Below are 25823 nucleotides of genomic sequence, written 5' to 3' on the forward strand. Positions count from 1 at the left end.
CTTTCCAGGGGGCGGGGTTTTTATATTGCCAAAAAAAGGAGTGACCAGAGATGTCAGAACAAATTCAACTTACATTTCCAGATGGAGCAGTCAAGGAGTTTGACAAAACAGCTACAACAGAAGACATCGCGGCATCAATTAGCCCGGGCCTAAAGAAAAAAGCACTTGCCGGTAAATTGAACGGTAAAGAAATAGATCTGCGTACGCCGCTATTAGAAAGTGGAACAATCGAGATCATCACAGATAAAAGTGAAGAAGCACTCGACATTATGCGCCACAGCACAGCACATTTGCTAGCGCAGGCGATCAAACGCCTGTATGGAAAAGAGCATCACGTTCAGTTTGGCGTAGGTCCTGTCATCGAAAATGGCTTCTACTACGATGTGGACATCGATGTTGCCATCACACCCGAAGACTTACCAAAGATTGAAAAAGAAATGAAGAAAATCATTAACAGCAATCTGCCAATTGAGCGAATTGAAGTATCAAGAGAAGAAGCGAAAAAGCGCTTTGAAGCAATTGGTGATGAATTGAAGCTTGAGCTGTTAGAGGCGATTCCAGAAGGTGAAGCTGTGACGATTTATGAGCAGGGTGAATTCTTTGACCTCTGCCGCGGGATTCACTTGCCGTCTACAGGGAAAATCAAAGAGTTTAAACTGTTAAGCCTTGCTGGTGCATACTGGAGAGGTGACAGTAACAACCAAATGCTTCAGCGTATTTACGGAACAGCTTTCTTCAGCAAAGAAGATTTAAATGAGCACTTACGTCTGCTGGAAGAAGCGAAAGAACGCGATCACCGTAAGCTTGGAAAAGAGCTGAAACTCTTTGCAAATTCTCAAAAGGTTGGTCAAGGTCTTCCGCTTTGGCTGCCAAAAGGCGCAACGATCCGCCGCGTCATTGAGCGTTACATTGTCGATAAAGAAGTGCGTCTTGGCTATGAGCATGTGTATACACCAGTTCTTGCGAATGTTGAGTTGTATAAAACATCAGGACACTGGGCCCATTATCAAGAAGACATGTTCCCAGTAATGGAAATGGACAACGAAGATCTTGTTCTTCGTCCGATGAACTGTCCGCACCATATGATGATTTACAAAAACGAGCCGCACAGCTATCGCGAATTGCCAATTCGTATTGCAGAGCTTGGTACAATGCACCGCTATGAAATGTCAGGTGCCTTATCCGGCCTTCAGCGTGTCCGCGGTATGACATTAAACGATGCACACATCTTTGTTCGTCCAGATCAGATCAAAGACGAGTTCATCCGTACAGTTCGCTTAATTGAAGAAGTGTATCAAGACTTTGGCTTGAATGACTACACATTCCGCTTGTCTTATCGTGATCCAGAAGATACTGAGAAGTATTTCGATGACGATGCGATGTGGAATAAAGCACAATCGATGCTGAAGGATGCAATGGACGAGCTTGGTCATGACTATTATGAAGCAGAAGGCGAAGCGGCATTTTATGGGCCGAAGCTTGATGTACAAGTGAAGACAGCTCTTGGAAAAGAAGAGACATTATCCACTGTACAGCTTGATTTCTTACTTCCAGAACGCTTTGATCTCACATATATCGGAGAAGATGGAAAGCACCATCGTCCAGTCGTGATTCATAGAGGCGTTGTTTCTACAATGGAACGCTTCGTTGCCTTCTTAATTGAAGAATACAAAGGAGCCCTTCCAACATGGCTGGCACCTGTACAATTCCAAGTCATTCCAGTTTCACCGTCTGTTCATTTAGACTATGCGAAAAAAGTACAAGAACGTTTGCAGCTTGAAGGTCTTCGTGTAGAGCTTGACAGCCGCGATGAAAAAATTGGGTACAAAATTAGAGAAGCGCAAATGCAAAAGATTCCGTACATGCTTGTCGTCGGAGATCAAGAAGCAGAAAATGGCGCTGTCAATGTAAGAAAATACGGGGAACAAGATTCAGAAACAATGGATCTTGAAGCCTTTGTGAAACATGCAGTAGCAGAAGCAAAGAAATAATAAGCACAGCCAGTGATTCTCTTTAGATCACTGGCTTTTTCTTTTTGGTGATCCAATTCCTAAAAAGAGACGTTTAGATAGTACAAAAGTAAGGGTAAGTATGTACTATTGGTTTGAGACAAATTGGGGGAATGAAAGCGATGATGCAAACAACAAACAATTTATCGTCACATGTATTGGAGCAATCAGCTGTTCTTCGTGCATTAGAGCACTCACTGGCAATGATTGAATTTAATGTGACAGGTGAAGTTCTATGGGTGAACGATATTTTTGCAAAAGCCATGGGATATTCTAAAGAAGAGATGATCGGTCTTAAACATAGACAGTTCTGTCCTCCGCATATTATAGAACACACGAGCTATCACATGTTTTGGAAGCGTTTGAGAGAAGGTCAAGTCTTTCAGGAAAAAGTGCAGCGGATCACAAAAAACGGCAGCAGCTTATGGCTTGAAGCGACATATTCACCTGTTCAAGATGAAGAAGGAACTGTAGTGGGTGTTGTGAAAGTGGCAACAGATATTACGGAGAGAGAACACACAATGAAACAGGTTGTAGAAGACTTAAAGGAGATGTCTGCGAAATTAATGGAACGAGCAGAAGTTGGCATTCAGCATAGTCAAAGTGTTAATGCTTCCTTTGATCATATAGCAAACGAAACCGATCAAAATATGAGCTTGCTAAAAGGATTAACGGAGCAGGTAGAGTCCATCAGATCCATTGCTGCAACCATTAACAGTATTTCTTCACAAACCCAGCTGCTCGCCTTAAATGCGGCAATAGAAGCGGCACATGCGGGTTCCTATGGAAATGGCTTTAGTGTAGTAGCAGCAGAAATTCGAAAGCTTGCGACAAATTCAAAAGAAGCGATCGTTAAGGTAGATCAATATGTGAAGGCGATCCATACAGAAGTAGAGAAGGTCAGCAGCGGAACAAGCCGGGCAAAGACAACCGTGTTTACAAACCGGGATCTTGTAAAGCAGGCAAGTGAGGAATTCATCGTTGTAGGAGAAGCAGCACGCGGCTTAGACCGGCAAGCGCAAAGTCTAGCGGCAATCATATAGCTCTAAAAATACAAAAACACCCAATCTCGTCAGGAGAAGGGTGTTTTTTTGTTCTATTTTAATATATCAAACAATTCATGTAAGTCTTTGATTTCATAATCAGGCGTCACATCTGTTTCATTTTTCTTGCCATGGCGATTGATCCAAACGGTTTGGATACCAACCCGAGAAGCACCGAGAATATCTGTTTTCGGATTATCTCCAACCATGATCACTTCGTCTTTTGTTAAGTTTAACAGCTGAAGGCAGTGCTCAAAGATACCAGGGTCAGGTTTGCCTTTTCCGTAATCTCCTGAAATCACAATTTCGTTAAAATAAGGTGCAAGCTCAGGAACACCTGCCAGTTTCTCCTTTTGAAGGCTAGGATCTCCGTTTGTTAAAAGGAGCAATTCGTAGCTGCCTTTCAGGCGGTTTAAAACAGGGTATGTTTCTTCATAGACATATGGGCGTTTTCTGCGTTCTGCTGCAAAGAAATCAGCCAAATATTGTCCAAATGCCTCATCGTCAATTCCCGCTGCCCTTAAGCCGTTGGTCCAAGCGTTTTTACGATACTCTGGTGCAATGGCGTTCAGCTTTTGAAAGCCTTCGCTAATCGGTTCACTAAAATTGGACCACAGTCCTTCGAAAGGATTAATGCCGATCATGACAGTATAATCATATGTTTCATAGGAAGAGTACAGCTTTCTTGCTTCTTCACGTACAATCTGTTCAAACGATTCTGGATCAAGTCCATATTTCTTTTCCGCTTCCCGGCAAGTTTCCTGAAAAGTTGTATGAATGCTTTTTTCGTCCCAAAGCAAAGTATCATCTAAATCGAAAAATACGGCTTTCATGATCTTCTCCCTTGTTATGTATGTGTTACCTTCAATTGCAAGTGTCAGGCTCATGTTCATTTTACAATAGAAGAAGAGGGCAATAAAGAAAAGATTTGAGAGATATTTGATCATTGACCGCACATGATAGAATAGAAAGACAATAGATATGACATACATCATTTGAGGTGGCCGGTTTGCTTCATTTAATTATCATGATGATCGAGCGTGTGGGGATCATCGTTATTTTAGGATTTGTGCTTGCCCATGTGAAGGGTTTTCGCAATCTATTGCTACATAATCAAGGGTTTCGGAAAAAGGCAATTCTTGTCTTCATTTTTGCTTCTTTTAGTATGATCAGCAATTACACAGGAATTGAAATCCAGCAGCAAATTGTCATGAATCATGAGTTTTCTTATCATCTTGGCTCGTCCAGCTCTATCGCCAATACGAGAATTATGGGGATCGAAATGGGTGGTTTGATCGGGGGGCCGTTTGTAGGGATTGGCGCAGGGCTTTTAGCTGGAATTCATCGATATTCCCTAGGAGGAAGCACTGCGCTCAGCTGTGCGATTTCTTCCATTTTAGCGGGTGTCATTGCAGGCTATGTCGGCAGCAGGTTTAAGCGGAGGAATCGAATGGTCACACCTCGCCAAGCAGCCCTTTTTGGTGTAGCGATGGAATCATTACAGATGATCATTATCCTTCTGTTTGCAAAGCCATTTGCGGATGCATGGGGGCTTGTCAGTATCATCGCTTTGCCGATGATCTTTGTGAATGGAATCGGCAGCTTTATCTTTTTATCTATTTTACAGTCAGTCATTCGGCAAGAAGAGCAGGCAAAAGCGATGCAGACACATCGAGTATTTTCGATCGCCGATCAAACACTGCCTTTTTTCCGCCAAGGGTTAAATGAACAGTCATGTAAAAGTGTGGCGGAGATCATTCATCGGTTGACTGAAACAGATGCGGTCTCCTTAACGGACACAGAAAAGATTTTAGCGCATGTCGGAGATGGAACAGATCATCATATGCCATCTAAAAGCCTGATTACGGGGCTGTCGAAACAAGTCTTGATGAGCGGCAAGATTATGAAGGCACATTCGAAGGACGAAATCAATTGTTCAGTCGCCCATTGCCCTCTTGAAGCCGCAATCGTGCTGCCGCTCACTTCTAACGGTCAAACGATTGGAACGTTAAAAATGTATTTCAATTCTCCGGTCGGATTAAGCAGGGTGGAAGAGGAGCTTGCAGAAGGTTTGGCGATGCTGTTTTCCACACAGCTTGAGCTTGGGGAGGCGGAAACCCAAAGCCGCCTGCTAAAAGATGCAGAGATCAAAGCACTTCAAGCACAAGTGAACCCGCACTTTTTATTTAACGCCATTAATACCATCTCTGTTTTATGCAGAACCAATGTGGAGATGGCAAGGAAGCTGCTGCTGCAGCTAAGTATTTATTTTCGTTCAAATATGCAAGGTGCCCGCCAGCTGCTGATTCCAATGCATAAAGAGATTCAGCATGTGGAGGCATATTTATCACTCGAACAAGCAAGGTTTCCAAATAAGTACCATGTGACCTTTCAAATTGAAAAGGAGCTGGAGCAGGTGATGATTCCGCCCTTTGTGCTTCAGGTGCTTGTTGAAAACGCAGTGAGACATGCTTTTCCTAAACATCAAACGAATTGTGAAGTCATCGTTTCCGCTTTGATGAAAGATGGGCATGTTTATATGAAAGTGACAGATAATGGACAGGGGATTGAAGATGATAAGATGGCTCAGCTATTAAAAGCGCCTGTCAAATCACTAGAAGGAACAGGGACAGCCCTTTTTAATTTAGATCAGCGGTTAAGAGGAATTTTTGGCAGACAAGCCGCTTTATCCATTCATAGTGACCAAGGCACTGACATCTCATTTCGCATTCCGATGGACTATGTAAAAAAGGATGATTCTCGTTGATGAAAGTATTAATCGTAGATGATGAAGTGTTAGCAAGAGATGAATTAAAATACTTATTACGAAGAACGAAAGAGGATGTTCAAATAGAGGAAGCAGAAAATATAGAATCTGCTTTTGACCGGATGGTCGACCATAAGCCGGATCTGCTCTTTTTAGACATTGATTTATCTGGTGAGAACGGATTTGATATTGCCAAAAGGCTCAACCGGATGTCTGATCCGCCAGCGGTTGTATTTGCGACAGCCTTTGATCAATATGCGCTGAAGGCGTTTGAGGTAAGTGCGCTTGATTACTTAACAAAACCATTTGATGAAGAGCGGCTGCTCCAGACCATCCAGAAGTTTAAAAAGTGGAAATCTGTTGAGACGAAAGAGCACCAGCTGTCAGATGAGAAAGCGCCACACCAGCAAAAATTAGCGATCTCAGTCGATGACTCAATTGTGATCCTGCAAGTTGAAGAGATCATGTATGTAGGACTCAGCGAGGGGAAAAAGGTCGTGAAAACAAAGAATCACATGTATGAGGTCTCAGAACCGCTTGTGGTCATTGAAAAGAAACTTCCTGAGGCTTACTTTATGAGGGTTCATCGCAGCTATATCGTGAATACCTCTCATATGAAAGAAGTACAGCCGTGGTTTAATTCGACGTATAATCTGCATATGACAGACGGGTCCATCATTCCTGTCAGCCGTACATATGCGAAAGAATTAAAGAAGTCGCTCCTGCTAGAGTAGGAGGGCTTTTTTTGTTTGTATTTCAATACTCGTTTTTTGCATTTCAGTCATTGAATCCAGCGAGTTTCATTGTAAACGCTTCATTTGTTTATTTCATGTCTTATACTGAGGGCAGTCGAAGAAAGAGGTGAAGGGGCATGAGTGCCACGAAAGTATATGGATTTCTATCTCAAGCATTTATTTTTGCAACCGTAATGTTCGTTTCTAATCTCATTTCAATGTATTTACCGATTCCGATGCCCGCATCCGTCATTGGTTTGGTTCTATTATTTGTTTTGTTAACAACGAAAATCGTCAAACTAGAGCAGGTCGAGCAATTAGGTACATCATTGACAGGACTCATTAGCTTTCTATTTGTTCCCTCTGGGATCTCCGTTATTCAATCATTAGGTGTCATGCAAGAAGTGGGTGTGCAAGTCGTCGGTGTCATTATCATTGCAACCATTATGCTACTTGCAGCGACAGGGCTGTTTTCGCAGCTTCTCATGCAATTATCAGAAAGACCGCAGAAACGTAAAGAGACAAAGGAGAGTAAATCTTCTCCTTCTCATTCAAATAAACCAGCTTCAAGTACGCATTAAAGGAGAGATGCAAAATGGGTACAAGTACGATGAGCCCTTATTTTGGCATTGTCGTCTCATTGGTCGCTTTTGGAATAGGGACATTCTTATTTAAAAAATCAAAAGGCTTCTTCTTGTTCACCCCGCTGTTTGTGGCGATGGTACTAGGCATTTTATTTTTGAAAGTTGGCGGTTTTTCCTACGCAGATTATAATGAGGGCGGCAAGATTATCAAATTTTTCTTAGAGCCTGCAACGATTGCTTTCGCTATCCCGCTTTATAAGCAGAGAGCCTTGCTTAAAAAATATTGGTGGCAAATTTTATCTGCTATTTTTGTAGGCTCACTTTGTTCTATTACGATCGTATATCTCGTAGCAAAAGGAATTCATTTAGATGCGGCTGTGATGAAAAGCATGCTTCCACAAGCAGCGACAACAGCGATTGCTCTTCCAATTGCAAAGGATATTGGCGGAATCGCAGATATCACAGCCTTTGCGGTCATATTTAACGCAGTCATTGTCTATGCACTAGGTGCCTTCTTCTTAAAATTGTTTCGCATTAAAAACCCAGTGGCAAAAGGTCTTGCACTTGGTACATCAGGACATGCGCTTGGGGTTTCTGTTGGAATTGAGATGGGAGAAGTAGAAGCAGCGATGGCAAGTATCGCCGTAGTAGTCGTAGGAGTTGTGACCGTTATCGTCATCCCAATCTTTATGCAGTTGATTCTTTGATGGTGTCATGGTGTGAAAAAGTCTTGCCCAATTCGTCTCATCGTGTTAAACTGAAAAAGTTGTTTCAAGAGTTCGGTTACTTGACGGACAAATGAAAATTGTGTAGAATAGTTAACGAATTGAATAGATATCACAAGCAGAAGCACCCGCTTCTCACCTGATTGACACATGTTTGTAGTTGACAGGTTGACCGTACATTTATTTTTTCATGCAAATGTTCGCAGTGTGGGTGTTTTATATGCCCACACTTTTTGTTTGCCTGTAAAACATACAACGAAATGGTCAAAATGAATTGTGAACTCAATTCAAAATCTCATGGAGGTGGCTCACTATTAGCAAAGATCAATTAGTTAATGAAGGTATTCGTGCGCGTGAAGTTCGTTTGATCGGACAAAATGGCGATCAGCTTGGGATTAAAACCCGCCAGGAAGCTCTGGAAATTGCTGCTAAAGCTAATCTTGACCTTGTGTTAGTTGCTGCAAATGCAAAACCACCTGTTTGCCGAATCATGGACTATGGTAAGTTCCGATTCGAACAGCAGAAGAAGGAAAAAGAGGCACGTAAGAATCAAAAAATCATTAGCTTAAAAGAAGTTCGGTTGAGCCCGACAATCGATGAACATGATTTTAACACGAAGCTCCGTAATGCAATCAAATTCCTTGAAAAGGGAGATAAAGTGAAAGCTTCTATCCGCTTTAAAGGCCGTGCGATTACGCATAAAGAAATCGGACAGCGCGTGTTAGACCGTTTCTCTGAAGCTTGCGCTGAAGTAGCAACAGTAGAAACAAAACCTAAGATGGACGGACGCAGCATGTTCCTCATGCTTGCACCAAAAGTCGAAAAGTAAAGTAACAGAGGGAGGAAACATCCAATGCCAAAAATGAAAACTCACCGCGGATCTGCTAAACGTTTCAAAAAAACAGGTTCTGGTAAACTTAAACGTTCTCATGCGTACACAAGTCACTTGTTCGCTAATAAATCTACAAAGCAAAAACGTAAATTGCGTAAGAGTGCAATCGTAAGTGCTGGAGATTTCAAACGTATCAAACAACAACTTGCAAACATTAAGTAATTTGGAATAGGAATCATAGGAGGGAATTACAATGCCAAGAGTAAAAGGCGGAACTGTGTCGCGTCAGCGTCGTAAAAAGGTTCTTAAATTAGCAAAAGGTTATTTCGGTTCAAAACATAGATTATACAAAGTAGCAAACCAACAGGTGATGAAATCTGGAAACTACGCTTTCCGTGACCGTCGTCAGAAAAAACGTGACTTCCGTAAACTATGGATCACTCGTATCAACGCTGCAGCTCGTATGAACGGTCTTTCTTACAGCCGTTTAATGCATGGCTTAAAGCTTTCTGGTATCGAAGTAAACCGCAAAATGCTTGCTGACCTTGCTGTGAATGACCTAAATGCATTCAATCAGCTTGCTGATGCTGCAAAAGCACAACTAGACAAGTAAGTTTTATAAAAGATCATTCCTTCGAGGGGTGATCTTTTTTTCTCATCATGTGAGGTGAAATGAATGAATATGGCTTTGATCCTGCTGCTTATTTTAGTGAATGGCTACGGCTTTTTTCTCATGGGTGAGGACAAACGCCGGGCGAAAGCACATAAATGGAGAATTTCAGAGGCGCATTTATGGAGTGCTGCGGTTCTTTTTGGCGCTGCCGGATCGTATCTAGGAATGCAGTATTTCCGGCATAAAACAAAGCATCCTGCCTTTCAAATCGGCATGCCTGTATTAATTATTTTGCAGTTGATTCTATTGGGATATATCCAAGTTATTTGAAAAAGGAGCAGACACCATTAGGATGGCGTGTCTGCTCCTTTTTTTTGTTTGATTTTTTTAATAGGCTGATCCCAATCAATTTTTGTTTGAGGATAACGCTCGATAATGTTTTCCTCCAGTTTTTCAAAGTCTTCTAATGTAAATTCACTCAGCTTCTCAGGTGACTCCGTCCAAACGTAAATGGAGTGGACAAACAGAGGATGATCCTTAGAAGGAACATGCTTCTCCCCTTCAAACAAGACACCTTTATAGACGAAATTAAAATTTTTGCGCGCATTTTGCTGTTCGTCCATAAAATAAAAGCCTTCTTTTAATTGTGCTTGTTTCAGCTTTCTTCTCGGGTTTGAGAAGAATTTTACCGCCATGTAGAAGATGTAGACAAGCAGTGCAACAAGAGCTAGTCTCATGAGGATTACAAACATGACAGGATGCACCTCCAATACCGTTATCTGATGTACTACGAATGAAAACGCCAAAAGGTTTCAACTTTTTTTAAAAAAATATTTCGTAAAACGAAAAAATATTCATAAAAAGATCGTATTGAACGAAAGAGGTTTTGTATAATAAGAATGCACCATGAAGATAAAGGAGGATAAATGGAATGACAAAGCTCGATCAAACATTAACTATGCTGAAAGACCTAACGGATGCAAAAGGGATTCCAGGAAATGAACGTGATGTCAAAAAAGTCATGCAGACATACATAGAATCATATGCAGATGAAGTCTCTACAGACCGCCTTGGCAGCTTGATCGCTAAAAAGGAAGGAAAAGCAAACGGACCTAAAATTATGCTCGCTGGTCACTTAGATGAAGTAGGATTCATGGTGACAAAAATTGATGACAAAGGCTACATTCGTTTTCAAACAGTCGGCGGCTGGTGGTCACAAGTCATGCTCGCCCAGCGTGTCACCATTGTGACGAAAAAGGGAGAGATCACAGGGGTCATTGGTTCAAAGCCACCACACGTCTTGTCACCTGAAGCTCGTAAAAAGTCAATTGAGATTACGGATATGTTTATTGATATTGGGGCGTCAAGCAAAGAACAGGCAATGGAGTGGGGCGTGCTGCCTGGAGATCAAATCGTTCCTTACTTTGAGTTTACAGTCATGAATGATGAAAAAATGCTCCTTGCAAAAGCATGGGACAACCGCATTGGCTGTGCAGTGGCCATTGATGTCATGAAAAACTTACACAATGCTCAGCATGAGAATATTGCTTACAGCGTCGCAACTGTCCAAGAGGAAGTAGGCCTGCGCGGAGCCAAAACAGCAGCGGCTACAATTCAGCCCGATATTGGATTTGCCATTGATGTAGGTGTAGCAGGAGATACACCAGGCATCACTGAGAAAGAAGCAACTAGCAAACTTGGCAAAGGCCCAACAATTGTTGTATTTGATGCTTCAATGGTCTCTCATAAAGGACTTCGTGATTTTGTTGTCCAAACAGCTGATGAGCTGAACATTCCTTATCAATATGACTCAATGCCTGGCGGCGGGACAGATGCTGGCGGTATTCATTTAACAGGTCATGGAGTTCCATCACTATCTATCGGGATTCCGAGCAGATATATTCATACCCATGCTGCAATGATTCACCGAGATGATTATGAAAATGCAGTGAAGCTTTTAACAGAAGTGATCAAAAGACTTGATCAAAAAACCGTTGAACAGATTACGTACGGTTCTTAAGGAAGAATGCCTTTCCTCAGTACAGAGGAAAGGCTTTTTTTATTGAATTTCCCAGGAAATGAACGGTGTGTTCAAGGTGAGCCAAAAGAACTGTTTTTGGTAAAAGAAGAGAGTGTTTCCTAGTGAATAAGGCACATGTGATCGAGCGTTTATTTTTGTAAGATGAAAGCAATAAAAAGGACAGAGCCATAGAATGCCCTGTCAAAAGAGAGTTTATGGAAGTAGGTGAAGCTACCTTAAGAATAAACACATTATTCTTATTTGTCAACTTGGTTTTAAAAGAAAGAAAAATCAATCAATTTATGTTATATTTGTAACAAATTGTTTATACAAAGGGGATGGTTAAATGAATGCGGTTACAATTGTAATAGGATCTATGTGTATTTTAGCGATTGCCTATCGTCTTTATGGCACATTTATGATGGTCAAGGTATTAAAGGTCACAGATGATCATCCTACACCGGCTCACACGCTAGAGGACGGGAAAGATTATGTGCCGACAAATAAATGGGTCACATTTGGGCATCACTTTGCTGCGATTGCAGCTGCTGGTCCGTTAGTGGGTCCGATTTTAGCCGCTCAATTTGGATATTTACCTGGTCTCCTTTGGCTTTTAATTGGTGCAGTCATAGGCGGAGCTGTACATGATCTAGTCGTCTTATTTGCGTCGATGCGAAAAAAGGGGAAATCATTATCAGAGGTAGCGAAGGAAGAGCTGGGACCTGTTGCAGGGTTTTGTACAGGGCTTGCGATGCTGTTTATTATTACCATCACGATGGCAGGTTTGTCTATGGTTGTGCTTCATGCTTTAGAACGTAACCCTTGGGGGACATTTGCAGTTGGAATCACGATTCCAATTGCAATGGGGGTTGGTCTGTATTATAAAAAAACAGGCAATTTAAAGCTGGCGACATCTGCGGGATTTATTTTGCTGATGTTTGGTGTATTCCTTGGGCCAAATATTCAAGGAACGGCACTAGGTGATTTTTTAACACTTGATACAAAAACGCTTGCTCTTGCCCTGCCGATCTATGCCTTTTTTGCTGCGGCTCTGCCAGTTTGGCTGCTGCTTGCACCGAGGGACTATTTAAGTAGTTTTATGAAAATTGGTGTATTCATTGCGCTGATTGCTGGTATTTTTGTCGTGAATCCGTCCATTCAATTCCCCGCGTTTACAGAGTTTGTGAATGGAGGAGGACCTGTATTAGCTGGTCCTGTCTGGCCATTTATTTCGATTACCATTGCTTGCGGTGCCATTTCTGGTTTCCACGCATTTGTTGGTTCAGGGACAACACCTAAGATGCTGGACCGATGGAGTGATATGAAGCCTGTTGCGTTTGGCGCAATGCTTGTGGAATGCTTAGTTGGGATTATGGCTTTAATTGCGGCTACTGCTCTGCATCCAGGGGATTATTTTGCGATAAACAGTACGCCAGAAGTGTTCCGTACACTCGGTATGAGTGTTGAAAACCTTCCGCAGTTGAGTAAGGAAATCGGCCTGGACTTAGAAGGAAGAACGGGTGGTGCCGTGACATTGGCTGTAGGGATGGCGTATATCTTTACGGGGATTCCGTTCTTTAGTCATTTGGCTTCTTACTTCTTCCAGTTCGTCATTATGTTTGAGGCTGTCTTTATTTTAACTGCTATTGATGCGGGGACACGTGTGGCACGCTATTTGATTCAAGACTTCTTAGGTGAAGCATATAAACCGCTTAAACGAACTGACTGGGTACCTGGTTCGGTGTTTGCAAGTGCGCTTGCTTGTTTTATGTGGGGATACTTACTTTACTCAGGGGACATTGGCTCTATTTGGGCGCTGTTTGGGGTTTCAAACCAGTTAATGGCTTCGGTTGGGTTAATCATTGGGGCAACTGTTGTATTAAAAATTGCAGATAAAAGGCGATATATGCTCACTTGTTTAATTCCGCTTGCTTACTTATATGTGACGGTGAATTATGCAGGCTATTGGATGGTAGCAAATGTCTATCTCAATCCTGAAGCATCCGGTTACAGCGTGCTGAATGCGGTGCTTTCGATCATCATGCTGATCTTAGGATTTGTCATTATTGTGTTTGCGATTAAAAAATGGGTTGAAATCTGGCGTGATCCAGCGCTTCGGATGGAAACACCTATCACTGGCTAAATGAAAAAGCCGGCTTGCTTTTATAAGCAAACCGGCTTCTTTTATTGCTGCTGTTGAGGTTTTAAGCCTTGTTCTAATGTTTCAAGGATCTCATTTTTCTCGTTTTCTGATGCTTCTTGCCATAGCACTTCGAACAACACGCCAAGGCCTGGCAGCATTTTTTCCTCGCCGCTTTGAATAGCATCTAAAATCGTATGTTCAAGCTGTTCTTGATTATGGCCAGTAATGTTTTGAATGACTGCGCCTCTTAAATTAAAATCCATTGCCCACACTCCTTTTTTGATGGTAATAGCCCTATTCTGTCTCAAAGACAGGTTTATTATGTAGTGTGCATGAGATATAATAAATTCATGATAATTAAAGGAGTTAACGTCGCTTGAAATATATAGAATCAGCTAAAAACACAAACATTAAACAGTGGAAGAAGCTCCATACGAAAAAAGAACGAACGAAAACGGGGCTGTTTCTCGTGGAGGGAATACATTTAGTCGAAGAAGCATTAAAGAGCGGGATCGTGAAGGAATTAATGGTCACCTCGCCCGATATGCTTCCTTCTCATATCCAGCCTGACATTGAGCTTTATGAACTGAGCGAAGAGGCCTTTTCTGCCATGACAGAAACAGAAACGCCTCAGCACATTGCCGCAGTCTGTACAGTTCCTGTTTTTGAAGAAAAGAAGGTTGAACGGCTTCTTTTATTAGACGCAGTGCAAGACCCGGGGAATTTAGGCACACTTATTCGAACAGCAGATGCCGCTGGTCTTGATGCTGTGATCTTAGGAGACGGAACAGTTGATGCGTTTAACGGAAAAACGCTCCGTTCCGCGCAAGGGTCTCATTTTCACCTGCCTATCTTAAAGCAAACTCTTCAACAGGCGATCACGGAGCTGAAAGAACGAGGCATACCTGTATACGGAAGTGCCTTAAAAGATGCGAAAGAGTATAAAAGCGTAACGGCAGAAGGTCCGTTTGCATTAATTGTTGGAAATGAAGGAGCTGGTATTGACCCAGACATTCTGCAAATGACAGATCAAAATTTATATGTACCAATGTATGGGCAGGCAGAATCTTTAAATGTAGCTGTAGCAGCCGCTGTTCTTGTTTATCATTTGCGTGGATAATGTTGCAACATGCGTTTATTTTCACTATAATAAAACTAATATTTTAAAAACCATGATAGAGGAAGATTGTTTCAAGAAGCGGCCTTTTAGGGAGAATGCATCGTAGACTGAAAGTGCATTTAAGGAATGCTGAAACAGGAATTCACCTCTGGAGTTGTCACCGGGACCGCAGGTTTTGCGTAAAGGTGAACCGGATTCGTTTGATTCCGTTATGTCAATGAAGCTTATTCGCACATGCATTTGTGCTTAACAAGGGTGGTACCGCGACCACAACTCGTCCCTTCTTTTATGGAGGAACGAGTTTTTTTATTGTCTTCAAACGATCAAACAGCCGTTTATCCGAGCGGTTTTGTATATCAAAAGGAGGATTACACTCATGCAAGAAACGTTAAAACAGCTTGAAACAGAGGCGTTAGCAAAGGTTGAAGCAGCCAGCTCGCTCAAAGAGGTCAATGACATTCGTGTTCAATATTTAGGGAAAAAAGGACCGATTACAGAAGTACTTCGCGGAATGGGCAAGCTTTCCGCAGAAGAAAGACCGAAAATGGGGGCACTCGCAAACGAAGTAAGAGAGCAGATTGCTAGTGCCATTGCTGAAAAAAATGAACAGCTGGAAGCAGAAGAAGTGAAGAATAAACTTGCCTCTCAAACGATCGATGTTACTTTGCCGGCAAGTCCAATCAAAATGGGAGCAAGACATCCATTAACGATAGTTGTCGAAGACATTGAAGATTTATTTATCGGAATGGGCTATACCGTTGAGGAAGGTCCTGAGGTGGAAACGGATTATTATAACTTTGAAGCGCTGAATCTTCCAAAGGAGCATCCGGCACGTGATATGCAGGACAGCTTCTATATTACCGAAGATACACTGATGAGAACACAAACATCACCAGTACAAGCACGTACACTTGAGAAATATAACGGACAAGGTCCTGTGAAGATCATCTGTCCTGGGAAAGTATATAGACGTGACAGTGATGACGCGACTCATTCACATCAATTTATGCAAATTGAAGGGCTTGTCGTCGATCACAATATTAGCATGAGTGATCTAAAAGGAACGCTGGAGACAGTCGCAAGAAAAATGTTTGGGGAAGATCGTGAAATTAGACTGCGTCCAAGCTTTTTCCCATTCACAGAACCATCTGTCGAAGTCGATGTGTCTTGCTTTAAATGCGGCGGGAAGGGCTGCTCTGTATGTAAAGGAACAGGCTGGATTGAGATTTTAGGTGCAGGAATGGTTCATCCGAATGTCCTGAAAATGAGCGGATTTGATCCAGAAACTTACCAAGGCTTTGCTTTTGGAATGGGTGTGGAACGGATTGCAATGCTGAAATACGGCATTGATGATATTCGCCATTTCTACACAAATGACATTAGATTCACAAAGCAATTCAAGCAGGACTAAGAGGAGGAAATCAACATGTTTGTTTCATATAAATGGTTAGAAGACTATGTCGATTTAGAAGGCATCAAGCCGGCCGAATTAGCAGAAAAAATTACAAGAAGCGGAATTGAAGTGGAAGCCGTTGAATATAAAGGCGAAGGCATCAAAGGAGTTGTCGTTGGACACGTCATTGAGCGTGAACAGCATCCGAATGCGGATAAATTAAACAAATGTCTTGTTGATATCGGCGAAGACGCACCGGTGCAAATTATTTGCGGGGCGCCGAATGTGGAGAAAGGACAGTATGTGGCCGTCGCAACGGTTGGCGCAGTCCTTCCTGGCAACTTTAAAATTAAAAAAGCAAAGCTGCGCGGTGAAGAGTCTCATGGCATGATTTGTTCTCTGCAAGAATTAGGCGTAGAGAGCAAGCTCGTACCAAAGGAATATGCAGAAGGGATTTTTGTTTTCCCGAATGACGTGAAACCAGGGGATGATGCCCTCCAAGCACTTCAATTAGATGATGCGGTGCTTGAGCTCGGCTTAACACCAAACCGTGCCGATGCCCTGAATATGCTGGGTGTGGCTTATGAGGTTGCCGCCATTTTAGGAAGAGTCATCAAGCTTCCTGATACAGCACATGACACTTCTTCCGAAAAAGCAGCAGACTATATTTCTGTTAAAATTGAGGATCAAGAAGCGAATCCACTTTATGCAGCGAAGATCATTAAAAATGTAAAGGTTGGACCAGCACCGCTTTGGATGCAAACAAGATTGATGAATGCAGGCATCCGTCCAATTAACAACGTCGTGGATATTACAAACTTTGTACTGCTTGAATACGGCCAGCCGCTTCATGCCTTTGATTATGACCGCTTTGGTTCAAAGCAGGTGGTTGTACGTAAAGCGTCTGACAGCGAAATCATTCAAACACTCGATGAGCAGGAGCGTACATTATCATCAAAGCATCTTGTCATCACGAATGGAACGAAAGCGCACGCGGTAGCTGGCGTCATGGGCGGCTTTGAATCAGAGGTGCGTGATGAGACAACGACGATTCTTTTAGAAGCGGCATATTTCAACGGTCAAACAGTCCGTCAAGCATCTAGAGACTTAGGGCTTCGCAGTGAATCAAGCACACGATTTGAAAAAGGACTCGATCCGCAGCGTACGAAACCGGCAGCAGAAAGAGCAGCTCAATTGATCAGTATGTATGCAGGCGGTGAAGTGCTAAGTGGTACAGTTGAGGAAAATCACCTTGAAGCAAGTATGAATGTCATTCACGTATCAACTGAGCGTGTGAACAAGGTGCTTGGAATGAGCATTTCAAAAGAAGATATGATTCAGATTTTCAACAAACTAGGCTTTACAGTAGGCGAATCAAATGATGTTCTTGTCGTAACGGTTCCTTCCCGCAGAATGGATATTACGATTGAAGAAGACCTCATTGAAGAAGTTGCAAGATTATACGGCTACGATAATATTCCATCTACACTGCCTGCGACAGCCGGCACTGTTGGCGGTCTCACACCATACCAAGTAAAGCGGAGAAAGGTCAGACGTTTCTTAGAGGGCGCAGGACTTTCTCAAGCGATTACGTATTCATTGACGAATCAGCATAAGTCCACAGCTTTTGCCCTGCATCCAGCTTATAAAACGAGACTTTCTCTGCCAATGAGTGAGGAACGCAGTGTGCTAAGACAAAGTCTTCTGCCAAACTTACTTGATTCTGTAGCATATAACTTGGCAAGACAAGCTGATTCATTCGGATTTTATGAAACGGGCTCAGTTTTCTTAGCAGAAGCTGAAGGGGCAAAACCAGTGGAAAAAGAACATGTCGCTGGTGCGCTGACAGGCTTATGGCATAAGAATCTTTGGCAGGGCGAGAAAAAAGCTGTCGACTTTTATGTAGCGAAAGGAATTGCTGAAGGATTGTTTGAAAAGCTTGGTGTGTCAGACCAAATCACATATGTTCAAGCAGAGCGTGAGGGTCTTCACCCAGGGCGAACAGCAGATGTTCACTTAAATGGTCAAGTCATTGGCTTTGTTGCCGCCCTGCATCCAGTCGTTGAAAAAGAATTGGATCTAAAAGAAACGTATGTGTTCGAGTTTGATTTAACAGATGTGATGACGTCTGAAACGAAGGATATGAAATATACAGCGATTCCGAGATTCCCTGCTGTGACAAGAGATATTGCACTTGTTGTCGATCAGCATATCTCAAGCGGACAGCTGGAGCGTGTGATCTATGAAGCAGGCGGTCAATTACTCACAGACCTATCTGTATTTGATGTATATGAAGGGGAACATATGGAAGAAGGCAAAAAATCTGTGGCATTCTCTCTTCAATATTTAAACCCTGAACAAACGTTGACCGAGGAAGAAGTCACAGCTGTTCATACAAAAGTATTGAAAGCACTAGAAGATACGTATCAAGCCGTCTTACGCGGTTAAAGAAAAAAAGCTATGGCCTCATGGGGGACTGACCCCCGTTTTTGAGACAGGGATCAAAACACCTTTATACAGCCAATTGCCGATAGTTGATCGGTGATTGGTTGTTTAGTTTTGTTTGAATACGAATGTTGTTATAATAATAAATGTATTCTTTGACAGTGCGTTCTACGATGGTGGTCGTAGTTCGATCAATGCTGTTAAGATAGAACGTTTCAGACTTTAGCGAGGAATGAAACGATTCGATGGAGGCATTATCAGCGGGCGTCCCTTTACGGGACATGCTCATGGTAATGCCTTTTATATGAACAGCTTTCTGATACTCGTAAGATGTATACACAGAACCTTGGTCGCTATGTAACACACAGTTTTCAGGCAGTGCTGGGAGCTGATCAAGTGTGTTTAAAATAAAGTCTGTGTCCTGCTTATCACCAATCGTAAACGCAATCACTTCTCCATTATATAAATCCAATATACTGGAAAGGTACAATTGTTTCTGTCCATAAGGCAAATACGTGATGTCCGTTACTAGTTTTTCAAGAGGACGATCAGACTGAAAGTTCCGATCCAGTATATTACCGGCCACGGCATAGGGCTGCCCATTCTTCTTACGCTTTTTCATTTTAACCCGGCACTGCCACTGGTTTTTCTGCATGATACGTTGAACAGTTTTATGGTTAATACGCATTCTCACTTTTAGTAAGGCTGTGATTTTTCGGTATCCATATCGATACTTGTGCTCTCGGCACAACGTGCCGATTTGCTTCTCTAGTTGTTTTTTAGAATGATTCTGAGTCAGATCTTTTTTCCATCTATAGTACGAAGCGCGAGAGATGCTTAAATGGACACAAATGTCCTGTACTGTCATCATTTTGCACAATTCTTCTACTAGTTTGATTGACGTTTCCTTATCAACTTCCTTTCCAATTCGTTGTACTTTTTTAAAACTTCATTCTGTTGACTCAGATAGCGATTTTCTGCCTGCAGTCTCTCTAATTCGGAAGAGTACTCGGGACCCTTTCCATAGGTATATTGTTTTCCAACAGGCTGTTCGAACCGGTGTGTATCCCCAGCCTTATGCCACCTCACCCATGTCTGAACCTGCGTTTTATTTTTGATATTCAATTCCTGCATGATCTCTTTCATAGATACGCCTGCCAATCTCATGTCTACAGCCTTCTGCTTGACTTCAACCGGATAACTCACTCTTGTCCCCATAGAAAAAACACCTCCATGTTTTATTTCGGATTACAACGATCCGTTTTCAAACTTGAAGGTGTTTTTTATTTGTCTCATCTTATGGGGTCAGTCCCTGGGCCCTAGCTTTTTTTATAGCATTTTTTTCGCTTTTTGTGTGTTGGCAAAATGCAGCTTTGTAAATTGACGTAAAGCATCTTCACCATGCAGCTTGATGAGCTTGGCGGCGGCCTTATCTACATGAGGACCGGCCCCTTTTGGGATGTCAAAGCCTGCAGCCTGTGATAATTTGTCCATTTCAATTAAAAAGGCGTACCTTGCGATAATGGAAGCTGCAGCGACTGACAAATGGATGCCTTCTGCTTTTGTACTAAAATACGTCCGCTCCCGAATAATTTTTTTCCCGGCAAGATGCTTGAAATAAATGCCTGGTTCTGCAAATTGGTCAATCAAAATGGCTTCAGGCTGCTTTCCATCTAGTTTTTCTAGCACAGAGGTGATGACTTGATTATGAAGCAGTGCCTTCATTTTTCCTTGACTCATGCCCTTTTCCTGCATTGTATTGTACTTTTCATTACGAAGAACGAGAAGGCTGAACGGAATGGTTTTGATGAGATCCTTGGCAATGTTGATAATTTGCGGATCCTTTAATCCTTTTGAGTCTTTTACACCAAGCTCTTTCATTAAAGCAAGCTGGCTGGCATCAACATAGGCCGCACAGACTGTGATCGGTCCAAAATAATCACCTGTACCTACTTCATCTGAACCGACGACCGACATGGAAGCAATGCCAGGCGGCGGACTGTATTTTGTGACAGCAGGTGATTTTTGACTTTTCGTATCAGCTGCTTGTAAATGGCTGAATTGACTGGCTTCAGCTTCTGCCTTTTGTCCTTGAAAGAGCACTTTCCCAGATCGATAAGCTGTAATCGTACAGCCAGGGACTTTTGCTTGAAAGAGGGCGCCTGGCGGCAAAGTGTCTGTTAAATGGTGCGCATAGGCGCTCTTCATTTTTTTGAGGTCTTCTGATGTTGCTTTTAAAACGGATTGGGGCACAGTGGATAACTCCTTTTTACCTTGATATCATTGATTTCTAAAGTGTACCATAACAGGTAAGGGCTCGTCTTTCCATTCAATGTCTAAACATGTTATGATAGAGACTAGGATTCTCGTGGAATGGAGGAGAAACGTTGTCTGACGGCGGTAAAACGAAAACAACAGTTGAGATATACGGACAGTCCTATACGATCATCGGTCAAGAAACGAAGATGCATATGCGGCATGTTGCGTCAATTGTTGATGATAAAATGAGAGAAATAAATGAAAAAAATCCATACCTTGATATAAACAAATTAGCTGTACTGACAGCAGTCAATGTCGTCCACGACTACTTGAAATTAAAAGAGCAATACGAAAAATTAGAGATTCAGCTAAAAGAAAAGGAATGAAATTACCGTGATCGATATCATCATTTTGTTTTTGCTTCTTATGGGAACGCTTGTCGGTCTAAAACGCGGGTTTATTCTTCAATTTATTAAATTGATCAGCTTTGTTGTTTCTATCTTAGTGGCGTCCATGTTTTATCAGTCACTGGCACCACAGCTTACGTGGATTCCGGCACCTAATTTTAGCGGCGGTCAACCGCAGCTCGCTTTCTTTAGCGGGAATCTAGAAACAGCTTATTATAATACCATTGCGTTTATCATTCTGTTTATCTTGACCAAAATCCTGCTCGCCATCATTGGCGGATTGCTCACAACCATTGCAAGTATACCTGTGATTAAACAGGTGAACAAACTGCTTGGCGGTGTTTTAGGATTTCTTGAAACCTATTTATTTGTGTTTATTCTATTGTTTGTCGCTGCATTACTTCCAGTAGATGCGCTGCAAACAATGATGAGCAAATCAATGTTAGCAGATGTGATCGTAAACAACACCCCTTACCTGTCCGGTCTTGTCAAAGACCTATGGTCGACGTATGGAGTTTAAAAACTTCTCCTTTCCTGGAGAAGTTTTTTCTCATTCCATGACAGAAAGTTGTAGGATGAAGGGAAAGTTTGTATATTTATATAGGAAGATGCCAAAGCGGCTGGAGGATGAGAGATGAATAAAAAAGATATTATCAAACTTCTTGAAACAATTGCAGTATATATGGAACTAAAAGGAGATAATCCTTTTAAAATTTCTGCCTTTCGTAAAGCAGCAGCGGCACTGGAACAAGACGACCGCAGCCTTTCTCAAATAGATGATCTATTAGCATTACCCGGCATTGGAAAAGGAACCTTTGCTGTGATCACAGAGTATATCGAAAAAGGGCAATCAGAAACACTTGAACAATTAAAAAAGGAAGTGCCTGAAGGACTTGTCCCGCTCTTAAAATTGCAAGGACTTGGTGGGAAGAAGATTGCTAAGCTTTACCAAGAGCTTGGAGTCCATGATGCACAGTCATTAAAGGAAGCATGTGAAGCGGAAAAAGTACAAGCGCTTGCAGGCTTCGGTAAAAAAACAGAAGAAAAGATTCTCGCTGCTCTTGAGGAGGCCGGAAAGCAGCCAGAACGACTGCCAATTGGCTTTGCATTAGATGTGGCAGAGCGGATTGATCATGCGCTTGAACAGATGAAGGGTATTCTTCGTTTTTCAAGAGCTGGCAGTTTAAGACGTGCACGGGAAACTGTCAAAGATTTAGATTATATCATCGCGACTGACAATCCTGAACAAGTCAGAGAGCAGCTCGTTGCACTCGATGATGTCAAAGACGTTATCGCAAGCGGTGATACGAAGGTATCTGTCATTCTTGCCCTTGATTTTGAGATCAGTGTAGACTTCCGGCTTGTGACAACAGATCAATTTGCCACAACGCTGCATCATTTCACCGGCTCAAAAGATCACAATATTCGCATGCGCCAGCTGGCGAAGGAACGCGGAGAGCGTATTAGTGAATATGGTGTGGAAACAATTGAAACTGGAGAAGTCAAAACGTTTGAAGACGAGGCCGCTTTTTATGCGCATTTTGAACTTCCGCTCATTCCGCCAGAAATTCGTGAAACCGGAGCGGAGATTGATACGTATAAAGAAAGTATGCAATTTGTAGAGTTAAAAGATATGAAAGGCGACCTTCATATGCACTCGACTTGGAGTGACGGCGCATTTTCTATTCGCGAAATGGCAGAGGCATGTATCGCAAAAGGCTATGAATACATGGCGATTACAGACCACTCGCAATATTTAAAAGTAGCAAACGGTTTAACAAAAGAACGTTTACGTCTGCAAGCAAAAGAAATTGACAAGCTGAATCAAGAATTTGAGCATTTTCACATTTTCAAAGGGGTCGAAATGGATATTCTCCCGGATGGATCATTAGATTATGATGATGACTTTTTATCAGACATGGATTTTGTGATTGCGTCCATCCATTCGAGCTTTTCTCAGCCAGAGGAAGTCATTATGGAGCGCCTTGAAAATGCGCTGCGGAATCAGCATGTGGATTTAATTGCACATCCAACAGGCCGTTTGATCGGCAGACGGGACGGCTATGCCTTAAATATAGATCAGCTTATAGAGCTTGCGAAGAAAACGGGAACTGCACTAGAACTCAACAGCAACCCGTCAAGACTTGATTTGAGAACAGAGCATTTAATGAAAGCAAACGAAGCAGGTGTAAACATCATGATCAATACAGATGCACACAATATCGCCATGCTGGATCATATGGAAGTTGGTGTAACAGCTGCAAGAAAAGGCTGGACACCAAAAGCAAATGTCGTGAATACTTTTTCTCTAAACGAGATCAAAAAGTTTTTAACGCGTGACAGGTAGTCGTTAGGAGGCAGGACCATGCTGCAACAAAAAGTGTTAGCATCATTAGAATTTCATAAAGTAAAAGAAAAAGTCATGTCCTATACCGCATCATCATTAGGAAAAGAAAAAGCGCAGGATTTAACGCCGCTGACGGATATAGAAACCATTCAGCATTTGCTGGAAGAGGTAGCAGAAGCACAGGATGTTATCCGCTTAAAGGGATCGGCGCCATTTGGCGGGCTGACGGATATTAGACGCGGGGTCAAACGGGCAGAAATCGGCAGTACATTAAGCCCGTCTGAGCTCATGGAAATTGCAGGACTATTATATGCTGTGAAGAATATGAAGCATTTTCTCAAGTCCATGTATGAAGATGGTGTAGACATACCACGACTTCATACATATGCAGAGACACTGATTTTACTGCCTGAAGTCAGAAAAGAAATCGAAAGCTGTATTGGTGATAATGGAGAAGTTCTCGACCATGCCACCCCGGCACTTCGTTCATTGCGCATACAATTACGTTCACTTGAATCAAAAGTTCGTGATAAATTAGAATCTATGATTCGTTCACAATCTGCTTCAAAAATGCTGTCAGACACGATTGTTACCATTCGTAATGACCGGTTCGTGATTCCGGTAAAGCAGGAGTACCGCTCGAATTACGGCGGAATTGTTCACGATCAATCATCATCTGGGGCAACCCTTTTTATCGAGCCGCAAGTGGTCGTGGATTTAAATAACACCTTGCAGCAAACCCGTTTAAAAGAAAAACAAGAGGTCGAAAAGATCCTGCAAATGCTGACAGAGAGTGTGTCAGAACACATTGAGGAACTGCTTCACAATGTAAAGGAGCTTCAGACGTTAGATTTTATTTTTGCTAAAGCAAAATATGCAAAGGCAGAAAAAGCCACAAAGCCTGCTGTGAACGATCAAGGGGAGATTTATTTAAAGCGGGCAAGACATCCTCTATTGCCTAGGGATCAGGTTGTGGCAAATGACATTGAGCTCGGCAAAGATTTTTCAACCATCGTCATTACTGGCCCAAATACAGGGGGTAAGACAGTGACCTTAAAAACGCTTGGTCTTCTTACGCTGATGACGCAGTCAGGCCTTCATATTCCAGTTGAAGAAGGATCAGAAGTGGCGGTATTTGACCAAGTCTTTGCTGATATTGGAGATGAACAGTCGATTGAGCAAAGCTTGAGTACATTCTCATCTCATATGGTCAATATTGTGGATATCTTAAAGAATTTGACATCTAACTCACTCGTGTTATTTGATGAATTAGGGGCAGGAACAGACCCTGCTGAAGGTGCCGCGCTGGCCATGAGTATCTTAGATGAAGTGCATCAAACAAATGCACGCGTCATCGCAACGACTCACTATCCTGAGCTGAAGGCTTACGGATATAACCGAGAAGGTGTCACAAATGCGAGCGTGGAGTTTGACATTGAAACCTTATCACCAACGTACCGCTTGCTCATCGGTGTGCCCGGACGAAGTAATGCATTTGAAATTTCTAAACGTCTTGGTTTGCCAGATCACCTCATTGACCGGGCAAAAGCGGATATGCATGCTGAACATAATGAAGTAGACCAAATGATTGCTTCATTAGAAGACAGCAAGAAACAAGCAGAAGAAGAGCTGCATGAAACAGAAGCCTATAGAAAAGAAGCAGAAAAGCTTCATAAAGAATTGCAGAGACAAATTCTTGAATGGAATGAGCAAAAGGACAAACTGCTAGAAGAAGCTGAACAAAAAGCAGCAGAAAAAATTGAACAAGCCTCAAAAGAAGCAGAAGACATCATTCAAGAGCTTCGGTCGATAAAAAATGAGCATCGCTCATTCAAAGAGCATGAACTCATCGATGCGAGAAAGCGTCTTGAAGAAGCAGTTCCTGAGTTTGACCGGAAGAAAAAGCCTGAGCCGGTGAAAAAAGCAGCAAGACAGCTAAAATCAGGCGACGAAGTGAAGGTGCTCACCTTCGGGCAAAAAGGAACGCTGCTTGAACAAACAGGTGACAAAGAATGGAGTGTCCAAATGGGCATTCTGAAAATGAAAGTAAAAGAAAAAGACATGGAATTTATCAAATCAGCACCTGAATTTAAGCAGGAGAAAGCCATTACGGCAGTCAAAGGAAAAGACTATCATGTATCGCTTGAGCTTGACTTAAGGGGCGAGCGTTATGAAAATGCCTTAAGCAGAGTCGAGAAATATCTAGATGATGCTGTCTTAGCTGGTTATCCGCGAGTGTCAATCATTCACGGAAAAGGAACTGGCGCCCTTAGAAAAGGGGTTCAGGAATTACTGAAACAGCACCGAAGTGTGAAAAATGCTCGTTTTGGGGAACAAGGCGAGGGAGGATCAGGCGTTACCATCGTCGAATTAAAGTAAAAA

At 42.3% G+C, this 25823-nt stretch carries 24 protein-coding genes and 2 other annotated features (1 of these 26 running past the window's edge); of the genes, 19 read left to right on the forward strand and 5 right to left on the reverse strand.

Annotated elements, in window-relative coordinates; genetic code table 11:
* Positions 1-5 (forward strand) — a binding site (T-box leader) (it extends 243 nt beyond the left edge of the window).
* Positions 6-50: 45 nt separating this feature from the next.
* Positions 51-1991, forward strand: coding sequence for a threonine--tRNA ligase (thrS, locus tag JJ692_RS08060; RefSeq protein WP_024425713.1), 1941 nt, complete (start codon positions 51-53; stop codon positions 1989-1991).
* Between the two features lie 140 nt (positions 1992-2131).
* A complete protein-coding gene (locus JJ692_RS08065) occupies positions 2132-3052 on the forward strand; it encodes a methyl-accepting chemotaxis protein (protein WP_151040373.1) in 921 nt (306 codons plus the stop codon).
* Between the two features lie 53 nt (positions 3053-3105).
* Here the strand turns inward: JJ692_RS08065 and JJ692_RS08070 are convergent, their stop codons facing one another.
* Positions 3106-3885, reverse strand: coding sequence for an HAD family hydrolase (locus JJ692_RS08070; RefSeq protein WP_041086561.1), 780 nt, complete (start codon positions 3883-3885; stop codon positions 3106-3108).
* A gap of 176 nt (positions 3886-4061) precedes the next feature.
* On the opposite strand from JJ692_RS08070, the gene JJ692_RS08075 reads away from it, so the two are divergent.
* From JJ692_RS08075 to JJ692_RS08110, 8 genes are all read left to right on the forward strand, one after another.
* Positions 4062-5819 (forward strand): sensor histidine kinase, encoded by a 1758-nt coding sequence (locus JJ692_RS08075; RefSeq protein ID WP_024425716.1) that lies wholly within the window; start codon positions 4062-4064, stop codon positions 5817-5819.
* Positions 5816-6553: a LytR/AlgR family response regulator transcription factor gene (locus tag JJ692_RS08080; protein WP_044335477.1), complete on the forward strand. Its 738-nt coding sequence runs from the start codon at positions 5816-5818 to the stop codon at positions 6551-6553. The genes JJ692_RS08075 and JJ692_RS08080 overlap by 4 nt, the downstream gene beginning before the upstream one ends.
* Positions 6554-6690: 137 nt before the next feature.
* Complete coding sequence (gene lrgA, locus JJ692_RS08085; protein ID WP_056768112.1) at positions 6691-7134, forward strand: antiholin-like murein hydrolase modulator LrgA; 444 nt, start codon at positions 6691-6693, stop codon at positions 7132-7134.
* Between the two features lie 14 nt (positions 7135-7148).
* Positions 7149-7844, forward strand: a complete 696-nt coding sequence (gene lrgB / locus JJ692_RS08090) for an antiholin-like protein LrgB (RefSeq protein ID WP_024425719.1) — start codon at positions 7149-7151, stop codon at positions 7842-7844.
* A 128-nt stretch (positions 7845-7972) separates the two neighbouring features.
* Positions 7973-8104 (forward strand) — a sequence feature (ribosomal protein L20 leader region).
* Positions 8105-8175: 71 nt separating this feature from the next.
* Positions 8176-8691 carry a translation initiation factor IF-3 gene (infC, locus tag JJ692_RS08095; protein WP_024425720.1) on the forward strand — a complete coding sequence of 172 codons (516 nt, stop codon included), beginning with the start codon at positions 8176-8178 and terminating at the stop codon, positions 8689-8691.
* Positions 8692-8715: 24 nt separating this feature from the next.
* On the forward strand, positions 8716-8916 hold the full coding sequence (gene rpmI / locus JJ692_RS08100; RefSeq protein ID WP_003216324.1) for a 50S ribosomal protein L35: 201 nt from the start codon (positions 8716-8718) through the stop codon (positions 8914-8916).
* Positions 8917-8947: 31 nt separating this feature from the next.
* Entirely contained in the window at positions 8948-9307 is a 360-nt protein-coding gene (gene rplT / locus JJ692_RS08105; protein WP_007501659.1) for a 50S ribosomal protein L20, read from the forward strand.
* Between the two features lie 63 nt (positions 9308-9370).
* Positions 9371-9637, forward strand: coding sequence for a DUF1294 domain-containing protein (locus JJ692_RS08110; RefSeq protein WP_024426128.1), 267 nt, complete (start codon positions 9371-9373; stop codon positions 9635-9637).
* A gap of 17 nt (positions 9638-9654) precedes the next feature.
* On the opposite strand, the gene JJ692_RS08115 is transcribed toward JJ692_RS08110, so the two are convergent.
* Entirely contained in the window at positions 9655-10059 is a 405-nt protein-coding gene (locus JJ692_RS08115) for a hypothetical protein (protein ID WP_024426127.1), read from the reverse strand.
* A 179-nt stretch (positions 10060-10238) separates the two neighbouring features.
* Here JJ692_RS08115 and JJ692_RS08120 point away from each other — a divergent pair, with 179 nt between their 5' ends.
* Complete coding sequence (locus JJ692_RS08120) at positions 10239-11327, forward strand: M42 family metallopeptidase (RefSeq protein WP_151040371.1); 1089 nt, start codon at positions 10239-10241, stop codon at positions 11325-11327.
* 346 nt (positions 11328-11673) lie between these two features.
* Positions 11674-13470 (forward strand): carbon starvation protein CstA, encoded by a 1797-nt coding sequence (gene cstA, locus JJ692_RS08125; RefSeq protein ID WP_024425724.1) that lies wholly within the window; start codon positions 11674-11676, stop codon positions 13468-13470.
* 41 nt (positions 13471-13511) lie between these two features.
* On the opposite strand, the gene sspI is transcribed toward cstA, so the two are convergent.
* A complete protein-coding gene (gene sspI, locus JJ692_RS08130; protein ID WP_024425725.1) occupies positions 13512-13733 on the reverse strand; it encodes a small acid-soluble spore protein SspI in 222 nt (73 codons plus the stop codon).
* A 113-nt stretch (positions 13734-13846) separates the two neighbouring features.
* Between sspI and JJ692_RS08135 the strand changes: the two genes are divergently transcribed.
* The 3 genes from JJ692_RS08135 to pheT all read left to right on the forward strand — a co-directional run bounded on the left by JJ692_RS08135 (position 13847) and on the right by pheT (position 18431).
* Positions 13847-14590, forward strand: a complete 744-nt coding sequence (locus JJ692_RS08135; protein ID WP_206534393.1) for a TrmH family RNA methyltransferase — start codon at positions 13847-13849, stop codon at positions 14588-14590.
* Between the two features lie 376 nt (positions 14591-14966).
* The gene (gene pheS, locus JJ692_RS08140; RefSeq protein ID WP_024425727.1) at positions 14967-16001 is read left to right on the forward strand and encodes a phenylalanine--tRNA ligase subunit alpha; all 1035 of its coding nucleotides are present in this window, start codon (positions 14967-14969) and stop codon (positions 15999-16001) included.
* A 15-nt stretch (positions 16002-16016) separates the two neighbouring features.
* The gene (gene pheT / locus JJ692_RS08145) at positions 16017-18431 is read left to right on the forward strand and encodes a phenylalanine--tRNA ligase subunit beta (RefSeq protein ID WP_206534394.1); all 2415 of its coding nucleotides are present in this window, start codon (positions 16017-16019) and stop codon (positions 18429-18431) included.
* 64 nt (positions 18432-18495) lie between these two features.
* On the opposite strand, the gene JJ692_RS08150 is transcribed toward pheT, so the two are convergent.
* Together JJ692_RS08150 and rnhC are read right to left on the reverse strand one after the other, a co-directional pair.
* Positions 18496-19646, reverse strand: a protein-coding gene (locus tag JJ692_RS08150; RefSeq protein ID WP_206534229.1) for an IS3 family transposase whose coding sequence is annotated in 2 segments (ribosomal slippage) — positions 18496-19373 and positions 19373-19646 — 1152 coding nt in all. Because the reading frame shifts where the segments join, the coding sequence is not laid out codon by codon here.
* Between the two features lie 111 nt (positions 19647-19757).
* Positions 19758-20636, reverse strand: a complete 879-nt coding sequence (rnhC, locus tag JJ692_RS08155; RefSeq protein WP_217273348.1) for a ribonuclease HIII — start codon at positions 20634-20636, stop codon at positions 19758-19760.
* Positions 20637-20815: 179 nt separating this feature from the next.
* Here rnhC and zapA point away from each other — a divergent pair, with 179 nt between their 5' ends.
* The 4 genes from zapA to JJ692_RS08175 all read left to right on the forward strand — a co-directional run bounded on the left by zapA (position 20816) and on the right by JJ692_RS08175 (position 25820).
* Positions 20816-21073: a cell division protein ZapA gene (gene zapA, locus JJ692_RS08160; RefSeq protein WP_012010831.1), complete on the forward strand. Its 258-nt coding sequence runs from the start codon at positions 20816-20818 to the stop codon at positions 21071-21073.
* Positions 21074-21080: 7 nt separating this feature from the next.
* A complete protein-coding gene (locus JJ692_RS08165; protein WP_024423226.1) occupies positions 21081-21614 on the forward strand; it encodes a CvpA family protein in 534 nt (177 codons plus the stop codon).
* Between the two features lie 114 nt (positions 21615-21728).
* The gene (gene polX, locus JJ692_RS08170) at positions 21729-23441 is read left to right on the forward strand and encodes a DNA polymerase/3'-5' exonuclease PolX (RefSeq protein ID WP_206534395.1); all 1713 of its coding nucleotides are present in this window, start codon (positions 21729-21731) and stop codon (positions 23439-23441) included.
* 21 nt (positions 23442-23462) lie between these two features.
* Positions 23463-25820, forward strand: a complete 2358-nt coding sequence (locus tag JJ692_RS08175) for an endonuclease MutS2 (RefSeq protein ID WP_206534458.1) — start codon at positions 23463-23465, stop codon at positions 25818-25820.
* Positions 25821-25823 lie beyond the last annotated feature (3 nt).

Origin of the sequence: Bacillus sp. 3a, from assembly GCF_017161885.1 — a bacterium.
Taxonomy (GTDB): Bacteria; Bacillota; Bacilli; order Bacillales; family Bacillaceae; genus Bacillus; species Bacillus safensis.